This window comes from Actinoplanes sp. NPDC051861 (genome assembly GCF_040681145.1).
Lineage (GTDB): Bacteria > Actinomycetota > Actinomycetes > Mycobacteriales > Micromonosporaceae > Actinoplanes.
Map to the genome: position 1 here is coordinate 1 of NZ_JBFAYE010000040.1, position 13,984 is coordinate 13,984.

The window sequence follows — 13,984 nt, forward strand, 5'->3', positions numbered from 1 at the left end:
CGGCGACGTCAAGCACCGCCACTCCTTCCGGAGGTCTCCTCTCTGATCAAGGCACCACGCCGAACGTCAACAACCTCCGTGGTCAGTACATCTAGCGCCGTGAAGCTTCCGCTCACCTACCGGTCCGCGGTCAGACTGCTCGGCGCCGGTGAACCGGCCGTTCTCCAGACGCTCGACACGCTCCTCGGCGGCATGATCCTGGCCGCCGGGGCGGTCGCGTTTCCCACCGGCAGCGCCGTGCTGTCCGCGGTGTGGGGCTGGATCGATCAGAAGAACGAGCTGATCAAGCTGCTCAACAAGGGACTCGGGCGGGCTCGGCAGCGGTTCGAGGGTGCCGCCGGGTTCGAGCGGTCCCAGCTGGTCGCGGCGGCGCACACCGCGCTGGTCGGCAGCGCGCTGTTCGAGTCGCTGCAGGCGCACCTCGGCCCGGCCTATCAGCGGCTGGAGCTGACCGAGGAGGAGAAGACCCGGCTGTTCACCGACGCCGACGCGACCCAGGACTATCAGGTCGCCATCGGCTCGCTGCTCGCCACGCCCATCGAGATGCCGTGGTCGGGGTGCGGGTTCGACGAGAACCTGCGGACGTGCGTCGTGCCGTACCTGCGGGAGGCCGTGGCGCGGTGCCTGGCCAGCTTCCAGAAGCTGGCGGTGTGGGAGCGGGCGTGGCGCGAACTCGGGCGCCGGCCCACCGAGAGCGAGATCGTCGACCACGCCGTCCGGCTCTACGTGGACAGCTACTTCCGGCTGGCCTCGGACGTTCCCGAGTTCCTGGTGTGGGCGATGCTGGGCGGGCAGTCCGCGGCGCAGCGGGCGATCAAGGCGGCGCGCAAGGACCTCATCGAGGCGCTGCGCCGGCAGGAGGACGCGCTGCAGCGGGTCGAGACGGTGCTCTCGCTGATCTCCGGCGGGGATCGGGCCGGACGTGACCAGAGCGCGCTCGCCAAGGTCAACCGCACCATCCTCGACCAGCCGCTGATCCGGGGCGGCGAGATGGACGGCGTCGCCGGCGTGCGCGTACCGACCGTCGCCGAGGGCTACGTCGTGCCCCGCTTCCGGTTCGCCATCGTCGACGCGGGCTCGCGACCGTCCAGCGAGGAGTGGTGGGAGTCCCGCCCGGTCCGGTCCGACCTGGACGAGTTCCTGGTCGGTTACCTCGCCTCGGCCCGGTGCACCCAGCGGCCCCTGATCGTGCTGGGCCACCCGGGAGCCGGGAAGTCGCTGCTGACACGGGTGCTGACCGCCCGGCTCGCGGCGACCGCGTTCCCCGCCTTCCTCGTGCCGCTGCGGCGCGTCCGCGACCCCAGCGCGCCCATCTACCAGCAGATCCAGCAGCTGCTCGACGAGTCCACGCACGCCCGCGCGCTGTGGTCCCGCATCGCCGACACGGCCGCGGCCTCGGGCGGTGGCTCGGCCACACGGGTGGTGCTGCTCGACGGCCTGGACGAGCTGATGCAGGCGACCGGCACGACCGAGTCCGGTTATCTGAGCCAGGTCGAGGAGTTCCAGCGGGTCGAGGCCACGCAGGACGCCCCGGTCGCGGTGATCGTGACGTCCCGGCAGGTGGTGGCGGACCTGGCGAACATCCCGGCGGGCTGCGTCGTGCTCCGGCTGGAGGACTTCACCGACGAGCAGGTCGGCCGGTGGGTCGACATCTGGAACGGCCTGAACGAACGCGCCGCGGTGCTGTCGCGGGAGGCGATCCTCGGCGTGGGCCCGATCGTACGGCAGCCACTGCTGCTGCTGATGACGGCGATCCAGGCGACGACCTCCGGTGCGCAGGCGGTGCCGGCCGACGAGGCCGCCGTCTACCGCCAGTTGCTCGTCGACTTCACGCAGCGGGAACTGCGCAAGTCCCCGGCACACGAGGCGACCGCCGAGCCGCCGCCGGAAGTGCTGATCAACGACGAGCTGTGGCGGCTGGGCATCACCGCGTACGGCATGTTCAACCGCGGGCGGCAGTTCGTCACCGAGGAGCAGCTGCAGGCCGACCTGGGTGCGCTGGACCCGCGTGGCCGGCCGGGCCCGGACGATCCCACCCGGTTCGCGCGTCCGCTGAGCGCGGCGCGGCGGACGATCGGGCGGTTCTTCTTCATACACACCTCCGAGACCGGAGAGCCGGAGCAGAGCCGCAAGACGTACGAGTTCCTGCACGCCACGTTCGCCGAGTACCTGATCGCCCACCACGCCGTCGACCGGGTCAGCGAGCTCATCGACACGTTCGCCGCCTACCGGGCCGGGCGGCTGCGCCCCGGTGTGGCCTGGGACGACGACGAGGTGCTGTACGCCCTGCTCTCGCACCGGCCGATCGCGGTCGGCGGCGCCATCGTCCGTTTCACACAGCAGATCTTCGACGCGCTGGACCCCGGGAGCCGGGTGGCCGGTGGTGAGGTCCTGGAGCGGTTGCTCGCCGAGTCCGACCGCGCCCGGAGCCGCAGCCGGGAGACGGGCTACAACCCGGGCGGTTACACCGGCGTGCAGCGCCTCGCCGCGTACGTCACCAACCTCGTCCTGCTCCGCCTCCTGCTGCTGCCGGAACGGTCCATCTCGCTCGACGAGCTCGCGCCGGACGGCCAGGACCCGGTCACGTGGTGGCGGTCGGTCGTACGCCTCATGCAGTCCGGCCTGGACGAGGCGACCTGGCTGGAGGTGCTGCACACGATCGAGCCCACGTCCGGCGCCGGCGCGCACACGCTGTCGCTGCGGCGTCAGGGCTGGCAGGGCGCCGCCCGCGAGGTGCACGAGGCGCAGCTGCTCTTCGACCCCGACGCGGTGGCGACCGCCCAGGTCGGTGTGACGCTGTGGCGGGGCGTGCCGGTGCCCGGCGGCTCCGATCCCGCCGGGGTCTACGCCGACCTGCTGTCCCGGCGGCTGTTCGCCGACCCGTCCCCGGCCCGGGCGTCCTCACTGCTCGGTGAGACGGGCGGCCTCGGGCCGCTCGAGCCGCCGCTCTCGCTCGCCGTGGTCGAGTACCTGCTGAGCAACGCCGCCTACCTGTCGCTGGCGCAGACGGTCGACCTCGCCAAGTCGTCGATCACGTCGGCCGACGCCGCGGTCCGGGCGGTGCCGCTGGTCGTGGTGCGGCCGGAGCTGCTGCGTGCCGTGCCGGAACTCGACCCCTGGTACGGCCAGCGGCTGTCCACGATGGGCGACTTCCTGCGGGTCGGCGGCGCGTTCGCCCTGCTCAACCTCATCGGCTCGGAGGAGGAACGCAAGCTGTCCTGGCCGCTCTACAAGACGATCATGCGGTTGAACGCGGGCCGGAGCTCGTTTCTCGCACCGCACCTGATCCGTAGGTACGCGGCGCTCGCGGCGGTGGCCGACGACTCCCGCGCGGCGGTGGTCCCGGCCGTGGTCAACGCGCTCACCTACGAGCTGATCAGGAACTCTCAGGAGCGATGAGCAGGGCCGTCCGCAGGAAGTCCAGCTCGAACGCCCACAGGTTGTCCAGGCCGGCGCCCATGTGGGTGGCGGCCGGCAGCGGCAGCACGGTGTGCGGGCGGCCGGCGGCCAGCAGCGCCGCGGACAGCTTCATCGTGTGGACGGGCAGCACGTTGTCGTCGAGCATCCCGTGCACCAGGAGCAGCGGCCGGCGCAGGTTGGGCGCGTCGTCGATCAGGGAGCCGTGCGCGTACCCCGAAGGGTTCTCCTCCGGGAGACCGAGCGTGCGCTCCTGCCAGTGCGTGCTGTAGAGCAGCTGGTCGGTGACCGGCGCGCCCGCGACCGCGGCGTGGAACACGTCCGGGCGGCGCAGCACCGCGAGCGCCGCGAGATAACCGCCGGCCGACCACCCGCGGATGCCGACCTTCGACAGGTCGAGATCGCCGAACCTGCCGGCGGCCGCGTGCAGCGCGTCCACCTGGTCCTGCAGGCGCGGGCCGGCGTGGTCGTCCCCGCGGGCCCGTTCCCAGCGCGGCCCGCGGCCGGGTGTGCCGCGGCCGTCCGCGACCACGACCGCGAACCCCTGGTCGGCGAACCACTGCGACGCCCAGTACCGGGTGCGCGCGGCGACGGCCCGCTGAGCGGCCGTGCCGCCGTACGGATCCATCAGCACCGGCAGCCGCCGCGAACCCGGCTCGTGCCCGGTGGGGAACAGCACCGAGGTCTGCAGCTCGCGCTCGCCGAGGCGCAGCAGGTGCATGACCGGGATCACGGGTGACGGGAGAGCGTTGCTGAGAAGGGGAACGCCGTCGACGGTGACCGTCTCGCGCGTCATGGTGTTCGCGACCGTCACGGTGACACCGGCCGCGCGGCAGCCGGTGTAGAGGCCGGGTTCGGCGGTGACGCGGACCGGGCCGGTGCCGGGCTGCCACGTCCACAGGTGGCGCTCTGCGGGGTCCTCGCGGCCGGCGAACAGCACGGTGTCGCCGTCGACCGAGAGCAGCTCCTCCATCTGCAGGCCGGGTGGGGTGACCGGGACGCCGCCGCAGGTCAGGCGCCGGGTGTCGCCGTCGTCCACGGTCCACAGCAGCTCGCCGGACGCGGTACGCGCGGGCACGCCGGCGACGATCGTGGTCCATTGCGGGTCGGTGTTCTCGGCGATCACCCGGGTCTGCCCGGTCACCGGGTCGGCGTCGAGCACCCGCATCACGGTCTGCTCGCGGTTCTGCACGACGACCAGCAGGCCGAGCCGGTCCCAGACGACGCGGGTCACGTACTCGTACTCGTCGCGGTCCCAGGTGATCGGCGTGCGCCGCCCGTCGAGGCCGAGCACGTGAAGGCTGACGTCGGCGTTGGGGGTGCCGGCCGACGGATAGCGCAGCGCGGCCGGCGGGCGCTCGGGGCGTGCCGGGTCGGAGACGTACCAGACCTGCACCGGGCTGTTGTCCACACGGGCGGCGACCAGGGCGCGCCCGTCCGGCGCCCACCAGTAACCCTCGAAGCGGTCCATCGACTCGGAGGCCTCGTGCTCGGGCAGGCCCCAGGTGACCTCCGGGCCGTCGGGTTCGGCCAGGGCGCGGTCGTCCTTGCCGTCGCGGCTGATCAGGCGCAGTTCGGCGTCGCTGACGTAGGCGATGGTGCTACCGGCCGGGTCGATGCGTGCCTCGGCGGCCGGCTCGCGGGCGCCCAGGTCGGTGACCTCGGCGGTCTCCACGTCGACGGCGTAGAGGCGGCCGGAGACGGTGAACACGGCGGTGCGCACGGCGGCGTCGGTGGCGTAGGCGCCGATCCCGGCGGAGCGGTCACGGGCGCGTTCGCGGCGGGCTCTCTCCCGCTCGGTCATCTCGCGGTCGTCGCCGAGCGCGCGTGCGTCGACGAGACGGCGTTCCTCGCCGGTCGCGGTGTCGAAGGACCAGAGGTGCCCGACCGCGTCGTCGCCGCTGTCCGAGCGCAGGAACAGCACCCGCGAGCCGTCCGGGGCCACCGCCGGCCGGCGGGCGAGGCCGAGAGTGAATCCCTGGGTGCGGGCGACCAGCGCGGGGAACGACGTCGACATGGCTCTACTCTTTCGTACCGGCCGCGATAATGGCGCGATGGACGTCGACCTCGCCCTGATCGGATTCGGTGGCGCGACGTCGCTGCTGCTCAGCGCTCTGGACCGGCACGGCGTGCGCGGGCTGCGGATCGCGGTGGTCGACCCGGGGGAGCGCGGCATGCGGACCTGGGCGTTCTGGACCGGCTCCGAGGACCCGCTGGATGCGGTGCTGGACGCGGCGTGGCCGCGGGTCGATCTCCACGGGCGGGGCGGCCTGCGGCGGCTGGATCTCGCGCCGATGCGTTATGCGATGGTTCGCTCCGATCCGGTCTACGAGCTTGCCGCCGAAGCGGCCCAGCGGTTGGGGGTCCGGTTCCTGGAGGCGTCGGCTCAAGGTCTCTTTGACAACGGTACGGGTGTGAGCGTCCACGATTCAGCGGGAACGGAGATCGTCCGGGCGAGGTGGGCGCTGGACTCCCGGCCGGCCGCTCCGGTGCGCGCGGGACGGACGTTCTGGCTCCAGCACTTCCGGGGCTGGTGGGTGGAGGCGGATCACGACGCCTTCGACCCGGCGTCCGCGATCCTGATGGACTTCCGGACACCCCAACCGGCGCGTGGCGTGTCGTTCGGGTACGTGTTGCCGACCGGCCCGCGCCACGCGCTGATCGAGTACACCGAGTTCTCTCCCGAGCGCCTGTCCGACTCTGGTTATGACAGCGCGCTCTCGGCGTACATCCTGATGTTGGGTTTGAAGGGTTTGCGGGTGACCCGGGTCGAAGATGGCGCCATCCCGATGACCGATGCCCCCTTCCTGCGCAGACCGTCTCCGCGCGTGGTGCGGCTCGGCACAGCGGGCGGCGCGACGAGGCCGTCGACCGGTTACACGTTCTCCGCGATGCGCCGTCAGGCGGACCAGATCGCCGCCGCACTGCTGGCCGGAAGTGATCCCGTGCCGGCGGCGCCGTATCCGCGACGGCACCTGTGGATGGACTCGGTGGCGCTGCGTGCCTGGGACCGCGGGCTGGTGGCCGCGCCGGAGTTCTTCGAGCGGCTCTTCACCCGGAACGACCCGGTTCGGGTGCTGCGGTTCCTGGACGGGCTGACGTCGCCGGCGCAGGAGCTGGCGCTGATGGCGTCGACGCCGCTGCTGCCGATGACGCGCGCGGCGCTCGGCGATCTCGCGGCGCGGACTCAGAGGAACCGGACGGTGAGCGCGGCGATCCGGCCGTCGCGGTAACCGAGGGTCAGCGTTCCCGTGCCACCTCGTGACCACTCGAACGTGACGAGGTCGGTGTCGCTGGCCGACTCGACGCCCACGACGCGCATGGTGTCGCCGGGCGGGTCGGACTCGTAGGCCCGGGTGATCGCGTCGCGTCCGCGGAACGGGCCGACCGGTGGGCCGATGAAGGTCATCACTGCCTCGTCGTGCAGCGGTGCCGTGAAGGCGGACCAGTTTCCGCTGGTCACGGCGGTGTTGAAGCGGGCGATGTGCTCCCGTGCGGCAGTCTCGCTCATGGCAGCACCCTAGCGTGGTGCCAAAGTGATGCCACTTTGGCTTGCGGTGATGCCATGCGTGTGCCACAGTGGTGCCGTGGACCTGACGACGTACGTGAACAACCTCGGCCGCGAGTTCGCGACGCTGGCCGAAGCGGGCGGTGAGGACGCGCGGGCTCTCGTCGAGCGCCTCACCGGGCCCCTCGAGTCAGCGATCCGGATGGCGCTGCTGGAGGCGCTCTCGGGTGCGGCCGACGAGATCACCCGGGACCTGGCGCCGGGTTCGGTGGAGTTGCGCCTGCGGGGCCGGGATCCCGAGTTCGTCGTGTCGGTGCCCGCCGTCAGCGCTCCGGCGGCCGAGGAGCCCGTCACCGTGCCGGACGCCGACATGCAGATCGGTGAGGACGGGCCGGTCGCGCGGATCAACGTTCGTCTGCCCGAGCAGCTGAAGGCCGCTGTCGAGGAGGCCGCGGCCAAGGAGGGGCGCTCGGTGAACGCCTGGCTGGTGCGGGCGGCCTCGGCGGCGGTGCAGCGGCCGCCGGTTCGGGACCGCGACGCGCACGCCTCCACTCGGGTGCAGCAGGGCTACACCGGCTGGGTCCGCTAAAAAAGGCTTCAAGGCGATTTAAGGGGATAACTATGTCCAAATTCGAAACCCCAGAGCCGATTTCCGTGACTGTCGAGCTCAACGTCGGCAACGTGCGGGTCACCGCCGGCCCCCGGGCCGACACGGTCGTCGAGGTCCGGCCGACGGACGAGTCGAACGAGTCGGACGTCCAGGCGGTGCAGCAGATCCGCGTCGAGTACGACAACGGCGTCCTGCGGGTCACCGGCCCGAAGCGGATCTTCGACTTCTCCCGGAAGACCCGGTCCGTCGACGTGTCCATCGCCCTGCCCGCCGGTTCCCGGCTGGCCGCCGTCCTGGAGGTCGGCTCGGTGACCACGATCGGGCGGCTCGGCGAGTGCCGGCTCAAGAGCGCCGCCGGCAACTTCACCGTCGAACAGGCCGGGCCGCTGCGGGTGCACACCGCGGCGGGCCACGTCACCGTCGACACCGTCTCCGGCCGGGCCGAGATCTCGACCGGCTCCGGCAGGATCCAGATCGGTGACGTCGACGGCGCGGCCGAGGTCAAGAACTCCAACGGCGACACCGTGATCGACGCGGTCACCGGCGACCTGCGGGCACGCTCGGCCAACGGCGACATCACGGTCGAGCACGCCGGCGCCGACGTCGACGCGAAGAGCTCCAACGGCGCCATCCGCCTCGGCGAGGTGGTCCGCGGCTCGGTGCTGCTCGGCGCCTCCATGGGCGAGCTGGAGATCGGCATCGCCGAGGGGACCGCCGCCTGGCTCGACGTGAACACCTCGTTCGGGCAGGTGCGCAACCTGATGGAGAACGCCGTCGGGCCCGAGGACGCTCAGCACACCGTCGAGGTACGCGGCAACACCTCGTTCGGGGACATCACCGTCCGCCGCGCCCATCTCCCCTAGGAGGCCTCACCATGATCACTGTCAGCGGACTCCGCAAGTCGTTCGGCTCCCAGGTCGTGCTCGACGGCATCGACCTCGACGTGCCGGCCGGGACCGTGTTCTCGCTGCTCGGCGCGAACGGCGCGGGCAAGACCACGACCGTGAAGATCCTGTCCACACTGCTCGGTGCGGACGGCGGCGAGGCGCGTGTCGCCGGGCACGACCTGACCCGTGAACCGGACGCGGTGCGCGCCGCGATCGGCGTCACCGGGCAGTTCTCCGCCGTCGACACGCTGCTCACCGGCGAGGAGAACCTGCTGATGATGGCCGATCTGCACCACCTCGGCCGGCGGGTGCGGCGGCGGCGCGCCGCCGAGCTGCTCGACCAGTTCGACCTGGCCGAGGCGGGCCGCAAGGCGGTACAGACGTACTCCGGTGGCATGCAGCGCCGTCTCGACCTGGCGATGACCCTGGTCGGCAGCCCGCAGGTCATCTTCCTGGACGAGCCGACGACCGGCCTCGACCCGCGCAGCCGCCGCAACATGTGGCAGATCATCCGGGAGCTGGTGGCCGGCGGGGTCACCATCTTCCTGACCACGCAGTACCTGGAGGAGGCCGACGAACTGGCCGACCGGATCGCGGTCATCGACGGTGGCCGGGTGGTCGCCGAGGGGACCGCGGAGGAGCTCAAGCGCCGCATCCCGGGCGGGCACGTCCTCCTGAAGTTCGCCGACGCGGGCGGTCTCGAGACCGCGCTGGGAGTCCTCGGCCAGGCCACCCGCGACAGCGACGCGCTCGCTCTGCGGGTGCCCAGCGACGGCAGCCTGCGGTCGCTGAAGGACCTGATCGGCCGGCTCGACGAGCGGGCCGTCGAAGTCGACGAACTCTCCGTGCACACCCCCGACCTCGACGACGTCTTCCTGGCACTCACCGACACGAAAGCGAGTGTGCGATGACCACCCTGACCTTCCATCCCGTACGCGACTCGGCGACGATGCTGCGCCGCAACCTCAAACGGATGCTGCGATATCCCGCGATGACCCTGCTGCTGGTCGGCATGCCGGTCGTCTTCCTGCTGCTGTTCGTCTACGTCTTCGGCGGCACGATGGGCGCGGGGCTCGGCCCGGACGGCGGCCGGGCCGAGTACGTGAACTATGTGACCCCCGCGATCCTCCTGATGACGGTGACGTCGGTCGTCCAGGGAACGGCGATCTCGGTCGCGATGGACCTGACCGAGGGGATCATCGCGCGTTTCCGGACCATGCACATCGCCCGCGTCTCGGTGCTGACCGGGCATGTGGTGGGCAGCGTGATCCAGGCGCTGTTCGCGCTGTCGATCGTGAGCGGCGTGGCGCTGCTGGTCGGGTTCCGGCCGACCGCCGACGCTCTTCAGTGGCTGGCCGCTGCCGGTTTCATGGCGGTCGTCACGTTCGCGCTGGTGTGGTTGTCGGTGGCGCTCGGCCAGGTGAGCAAGACGGTCGAGGCGGCCAGCAACATCCCGATGCCGCTGATGTTCCTGCCGTTCCTGAGCAGCGGCTTCGTCCCCACCGAGTCGATGCCGGCCGGCATGCGGTGGTTCGCCGAGCACCAGCCCTTCACCCCGATCATCGAGACCCTGCGGGGCCTGCTGCTGGGCACGCCGATCGGCAACGACTGGTGGATCGCGCTGTCCTGGTGCGGCGTGATCGCCCTGACGGGTTACCTCTGGTCCAAGAAGCTGTTCAACCGCGAAGCCTGAGTCCCACCCCGCTCCTCCCGCTCGCGACGGGCGCTCTCTCCCTCGCTTGAGCCTCTTCCGAAATCCCGTTTCCATGGCGGTGTTGCTTCGCCATGCCCGAGATCAGCACGATCCGGGGCCGGAGGCGAACCCGCCTCCGGCCCCGCTGTGCCGGTTGTGGTTACGGGGAGGTGCAGGTCAGGGTCGGTGAGCCGACCGTGCCGGAGGCGATGAACCCGAAGGTCGTCGAGCCGTCGGCCGGCAGGTTGCCGTTCCAGGACACGTTGCGCACGCTGACGGTCGCGCCCGACGTGGTCAGGGTGCCGTTCCAGACCTGGTTGATCGTCTGGCCGGAGCCCAGCGTCCAGCTGACCGTCCAGCCGTTGGGCGTGCCGTTGCCGGCCTGAACCCTGACCTCACCCTGGTAGCCGCCCTGCCAGGTGCTCACCGCGCGCAGCGTCGCACCGCAGGCGCCGGCCGGGAACGACGGCGACGACGAGGGCGAGGACGACGGTGACGAGGACGGGGAGGACGACGGGGACGAGGAGGGTGAGGAGGACGGTGAGGACGGCGGGGACGACGGCGGGTTGGGTGCCGTGCTCGCCAGGCTGTAGGCGAGGTCGGGCTGGAACGAACCGGCCGCGTACCGGCAGCCGTCCGCCTCGCCCGGCGGCTTGACCCACAGGTACCCGTCGATGTTGGCGTCGCCGGTGTTGACCGTCGGGTACTGCCCGATCCGCCGGTCGGTGTTGTCGTCACCGCACCAGTCACCGCTCGCGCCGCCGTTGCGGCTCGTGTCGATGACCTGCCGCTTGCCGCTGGCGCCCTGACCGTTCAGGGCGCTGATGACGGCCCGGCCGAAGTTGGCCTCCGAGCTGGTCGAGTTGTAGTTGGACACGTTGGAGTAGAAGCCGTCGGCACTCGCCACGCCTGCCGCTACGAGACGATTCGCCTGTTCGGACGCGCTGTTCCATGCGGAGTGCCCGGCGTCCAGGTACACCTTGGCGTTCGGGTTGCCCGCCTTCAGGGTCTGGGTGGCCGTCCGCAGCGCCTGGTTGCGCGCCGCGAGCTCACTGCTGCTGAGGCAGGTGAGCAGGGCGATCGAGTCCGGCTCCAGCAGGATGATCACCGTCCGGTTGCCCAGTGACCGGGAGATGTTGCCGATCCAGGTCTGGTACTGGTTCAGGTCCGGCGCGCCACCCGAGCTGGCACCACCGCAGTCGCGGTTCGTGATGCCGTAGACGGTCAGTGCCGGGATCTGCCCGGCGGAGTTGGCCGCGTTGATGTAGGTGGACACCTCGCTGCCGACTGTGGAGATGTTGAAGTTCGACAGCCACCGCGAGGCCGGCTGGCTGGCGATCTTGTCGCGGATCACCGTTGCCCGCGAGTCGTTCGGATTGGACTGCAGCCAGCGGGCCACAGCGGTGTTCGGGTCACGGTAGAGGGTTCCGGAGATCGTTCCTGCCGAGGCGGTGCCGTTGGCGAGCCACACTCCGGCGGCGGCCACGGTGGCGCAGGCCGCCGTGGCCGCCATTATCTTGAGGGGGGAACGGGACATGGGCTTCTCCTGGGGACGGGGTAAGCCGAACGAAGCGCTGGGAGCGCTCCCAGAAGAAGTTAACGCCATCGATCTCCCGAAGCAATATTTCCGAAAGTTACGGCCGCCGCGCCTGCCGCCAGAGCGCCGCGGCAACCCAGATCAGCCAGGCGAACAGCAGCAGGCCGTAGACGGCGTAGGCCCAGCCGAGCACCGGGCGCAACAGCTCCGAAACCATGCCGATCGCGCCCGTCACCACACCGAGCCGGCCGAGGCCCCGGTGCGCCATCAGCAAAGAGATCAGCAGAATGCCGAGCGTCTGCAGCACCCCGATCGCGGCGGGCACGTCATTGAGGGCGATCAGGCTGACAGCAGCAGGCGCTCGCCTTGTGGCCGAAGTCGGCGCTCCTCGTGGTCATCGCTGCCTCCAGGGGCTTTACTCCCAGCGTCGGCCGCGCGCGTGTCACCGGGCGGGGCGCCACGACCCGCCGGTGCGGGCCACGAGGCCCTGGTTGCCGCCGCTGAGCGGGCGCCGGAGCTCCGCGTCAGGTCAGGGGTTCGACCGTGCGAGTGCCCAGGGCGGAGGTGAGCTGCACCGCGACCACCGCCTCCTTGGCGATTGCCATGCAGTCCCGGCCGGCGGCCTCGGGCAGCAGTCCGACGCGGATCCGGAGTCGCACCGCCGTTTCGCTCTCCGCCAACTCCGGCTCGGCGCCGTAGCAGTCGGTGGGTCCGGCTGTCACGGTGACCTCGATGGTCTGATCGTTGACACTGCGCCAATTGCGCCACTGGACAACCTGAGCGTCGATCAGATCACTCCGGACCGGCAGCGCTTCGGGCTTTGTCGGTCCGGTCGGCGCTCGGGTGCCCGACGTGTCGCTGCCGGACTCGGCTGCGGAGCCGCAGGCGCTCAATGCGGCCACCACGGCCAGCAGCCAGGCGGCCAGTGGACGTGGTGACCGCATTCCCATCAGCTCAACCTACCAATCCGCGTTGGCGGCGTTCATCGCGTCGACGACGGCCTGGTCGAAGTACGGCCCCTTGTTCACGCCTTCGCTGTTGACTGTGGACATGACCGAGCGGACCGAGCCGAGTCCGGTGGCGTTGTCGTAGTTCCACGTCCACGGGCCGCCCGAGGAGCCGCCGCCGAAGTTGCACGCGATTTTAGACCTGTTGTCCAGAATGCTGTTGTCGGTGGCGGTGCCCCAGCAGGCCCACATGACGTTGCCGCCGTCACGGTTGCTCGGATATCCGAAGATCGACGTGTCGAACTCGGTGCCACCGTTGTAGACCAGGCCATGCCCGCCGATCGTGTTGACGACGGTGGAATTCCAGTCGCCGCCTGAGTAGGTGGTCACGAAGCCGACGTCCCGGTTGAGGTTGCTGTTGTTGATCCACTCGTTGAAGGTCCGCAGCCAGTACGCCTGGAAGCGCCCGACCGGATCGTGGTCGGAGTTGAACGCGTTGTATCCCGGCACGAAGACGAGATTCTGCAGCCAGGCGCCGCCCTGCCCGCTGTGCACGCAGTGACCGGCGGTGATCAGCACCCGCTTGGACGAGGTGTTGATCGCCGACGCCGAGCACCAGGAGCCGCTCTCGTAACCACCGATGAACAGCTTGCCGTTGGTGATCGAGAAGTTTGTCACCGGCGGCGGGGCGTTGGTCACGCTCTGCGGGATCTGGGCGGTCACCGGCTTCGCCGCGACGGAGGCCACCTTGCCGGCCACGGCTCGCGCCTTGTCCTCGACCCATTCCGCGTCTCCGGGGGCATCCAGTGGCTTGGCTGCCTTCATCCGCTCCGGCGTCCAGTAGGCCAGCACCTCGGGATCTCCGCCGGTGCGCTCGAACGACTGCAGCTGTGCGGGCGTGTAGTCGCGCACCGATTTGTCTCCGGGCAGCCGCACCGGGGCCGGCGAGCTGCTGGTGCTCAGATCGGAACCGCTGGTCCGAACCGGCGCGGGGCTCGCCGCGGCGGCAGCGCCCGCGGGAGCGGTGAGTGCGGTGATTGCTGCGACGGCTGCGGCCGAAACGGCGGCTCCCAGTCGTCTCAGGCTTCTCGATGAACGGATCTTGCTCGACGAATCCATCCGGCTGACTCCCCCTGTTCAGCAACCGTTTCCGGTGCTCTCGAAGCCGTCTTCATGCCGCGCGGCGACAGCTGTCATCGAGGGGAGAAGCTACCGAATGAATTGATCCACATCTATGCGGTTCCCAATTACCGAGAGTGCCTGACGTGTTACCGACAGAGGTCGGACATAAGTGAGCCTTTTTCATCCTGAGTAGGCAGGGTTCTCGACGTGGTGCAGGACGAGGATGGCCTGCACGATCGGGGTTGCCCGGTGCGGGCTGCAGC

12 protein-coding genes and 1 pseudogene are annotated in these 13,984 nt (G+C 70.5%); 6 read left to right on the top strand and 7 right to left on the bottom strand.

Annotated elements, in window-relative coordinates:
* Positions 1–99 precede the first annotated feature (99 nt).
* Positions 100–3,399, top strand: coding sequence for an AAA family ATPase (locus AB0M02_RS46525; protein WP_364238960.1), 3,300 nt, complete (start codon positions 100–102; stop codon positions 3,397–3,399).
* Here AB0M02_RS46525 and AB0M02_RS46530 read toward each other — a convergent pair.
* Positions 3,377–5,434 (bottom strand): prolyl oligopeptidase family serine peptidase, encoded by a 2,058-nt coding sequence (locus AB0M02_RS46530; RefSeq protein WP_364238961.1) that lies wholly within the window; start codon positions 5,432–5,434, stop codon positions 3,377–3,379. The two genes, AB0M02_RS46525 and AB0M02_RS46530, sit on opposite strands and share 23 nt — an antisense overlap.
* Here AB0M02_RS46530 and AB0M02_RS46535 point away from each other — a divergent pair.
* Complete coding sequence (locus AB0M02_RS46535) at positions 5,433–6,650, top strand: lycopene cyclase family protein (protein WP_364238962.1); 1,218 nt, start codon at positions 5,433–5,435, stop codon at positions 6,648–6,650. The two genes, AB0M02_RS46530 and AB0M02_RS46535, sit on opposite strands and share 2 nt — an antisense overlap.
* Here the strand turns inward: AB0M02_RS46535 and AB0M02_RS46540 are convergent.
* On the bottom strand, positions 6,605–6,928 hold the full coding sequence (locus AB0M02_RS46540) for a nuclear transport factor 2 family protein (protein ID WP_364238963.1): 324 nt from the start codon (positions 6,926–6,928) through the stop codon (positions 6,605–6,607). The genes AB0M02_RS46535 and AB0M02_RS46540 overlap by 46 nt on opposite strands.
* 76 nt (positions 6,929–7,004) lie before the next feature.
* Here AB0M02_RS46540 and AB0M02_RS46545 point away from each other — a divergent pair, with 76 nt between their 5' ends.
* From AB0M02_RS46545 to AB0M02_RS46560, 4 genes are read left to right on the top strand one after another with little or no spacing between them, the layout of a single operon-like run.
* Positions 7,005–7,514 (top strand): YlcI/YnfO family protein, encoded by a 510-nt coding sequence (locus tag AB0M02_RS46545; RefSeq protein WP_364238964.1) that lies wholly within the window; start codon positions 7,005–7,007, stop codon positions 7,512–7,514.
* Between the two features lie 32 nt (positions 7,515–7,546).
* Positions 7,547–8,398, top strand: a complete 852-nt coding sequence (locus AB0M02_RS46550; RefSeq protein WP_364238965.1) for a DUF4097 family beta strand repeat-containing protein — start codon at positions 7,547–7,549, stop codon at positions 8,396–8,398.
* An 11-nt stretch (positions 8,399–8,409) separates the two neighbouring features.
* Complete coding sequence (locus AB0M02_RS46555) at positions 8,410–9,333, top strand: ATP-binding cassette domain-containing protein (protein WP_364238966.1); 924 nt, start codon at positions 8,410–8,412, stop codon at positions 9,331–9,333.
* Positions 9,330–10,115, top strand: coding sequence for an ABC transporter permease (locus AB0M02_RS46560; protein ID WP_364238967.1), 786 nt, complete (start codon positions 9,330–9,332; stop codon positions 10,113–10,115). Before AB0M02_RS46555 ends, AB0M02_RS46560 begins: the two co-directional genes overlap by 4 nt.
* 160 nt (positions 10,116–10,275) lie before the next feature.
* Here AB0M02_RS46560 and AB0M02_RS46565 read toward each other — a convergent pair whose 3' ends face one another.
* From AB0M02_RS46565 to AB0M02_RS46585, 5 genes and pseudogenes are all read right to left on the bottom strand, one after another.
* Positions 10,276–11,652 carry a glycoside hydrolase family 6 protein gene (locus AB0M02_RS46565; RefSeq protein WP_364238968.1) on the bottom strand — a complete coding sequence of 459 codons (1,377 nt, stop codon included), beginning with the start codon at positions 11,650–11,652 and terminating at the stop codon, positions 10,276–10,278.
* 97 nt (positions 11,653–11,749) lie between these two features.
* Positions 11,750–11,977, bottom strand: coding sequence for a hypothetical protein (locus AB0M02_RS46570; protein ID WP_364238969.1), 228 nt, complete (start codon positions 11,975–11,977; stop codon positions 11,750–11,752).
* Positions 11,978–12,176: 199 nt separating this feature from the next.
* Positions 12,177–12,602 carry a hypothetical protein gene (locus AB0M02_RS46575; RefSeq protein WP_364238970.1) on the bottom strand — a complete coding sequence of 142 codons (426 nt, stop codon included), beginning with the start codon at positions 12,600–12,602 and terminating at the stop codon, positions 12,177–12,179.
* A 9-nt stretch (positions 12,603–12,611) separates the two neighbouring features.
* Complete coding sequence (locus AB0M02_RS46580) at positions 12,612–13,718, bottom strand: hypothetical protein (protein ID WP_364238971.1); 1,107 nt, start codon at positions 13,716–13,718, stop codon at positions 12,612–12,614.
* A gap of 183 nt (positions 13,719–13,901) precedes the next feature.
* Positions 13,902–13,984: pseudogene (locus tag AB0M02_RS46585) on the bottom strand (IS5/IS1182 family transposase); the annotation flags it as partial.

What these genes read in the sequence shown, in the direction of transcription:
- AB0M02_RS46535 (WP_364238962.1), top strand. Translation starts at nt 5,433, where the DNA reads ATGGCTCTACTCTTTCGTACCGGCCGCGATAATGGCGCGATGGACGTC.
- AB0M02_RS46530 (WP_364238961.1), bottom strand. Translation starts at nt 5,434, where the DNA reads ATGTCGACGTCGTTCCCCGCGCTGGTCGCCCGCACCCAGGGATTCACT.
- AB0M02_RS46540 (WP_364238963.1), bottom strand. Translation starts at nt 6,928, where the DNA reads ATGAGCGAGACTGCCGCACGGGAGCACATCGCCCGCTTCAACACCGCC.
- AB0M02_RS46550 (WP_364238965.1), top strand. Translation starts at nt 7,547, where the DNA reads ATGTCCAAATTCGAAACCCCAGAGCCGATTTCCGTGACTGTCGAGCTC.
- AB0M02_RS46555 (WP_364238966.1), top strand. Translation starts at nt 8,410, where the DNA reads ATGATCACTGTCAGCGGACTCCGCAAGTCGTTCGGCTCCCAGGTCGTG.
- AB0M02_RS46560 (WP_364238967.1), top strand. Translation starts at nt 9,330, where the DNA reads ATGACCACCCTGACCTTCCATCCCGTACGCGACTCGGCGACGATGCTG.
- AB0M02_RS46565 (WP_364238968.1), bottom strand. Translation starts at nt 11,652, where the DNA reads ATGTCCCGTTCCCCCCTCAAGATAATGGCGGCCACGGCGGCCTGCGCC.
- AB0M02_RS46575 (WP_364238970.1), bottom strand. Translation starts at nt 12,602, where the DNA reads ATGGGAATGCGGTCACCACGTCCACTGGCCGCCTGGCTGCTGGCCGTG.
- AB0M02_RS46580 (WP_364238971.1), bottom strand. Translation starts at nt 13,718, where the DNA reads ATGGATTCGTCGAGCAAGATCCGTTCATCGAGAAGCCTGAGACGACTG.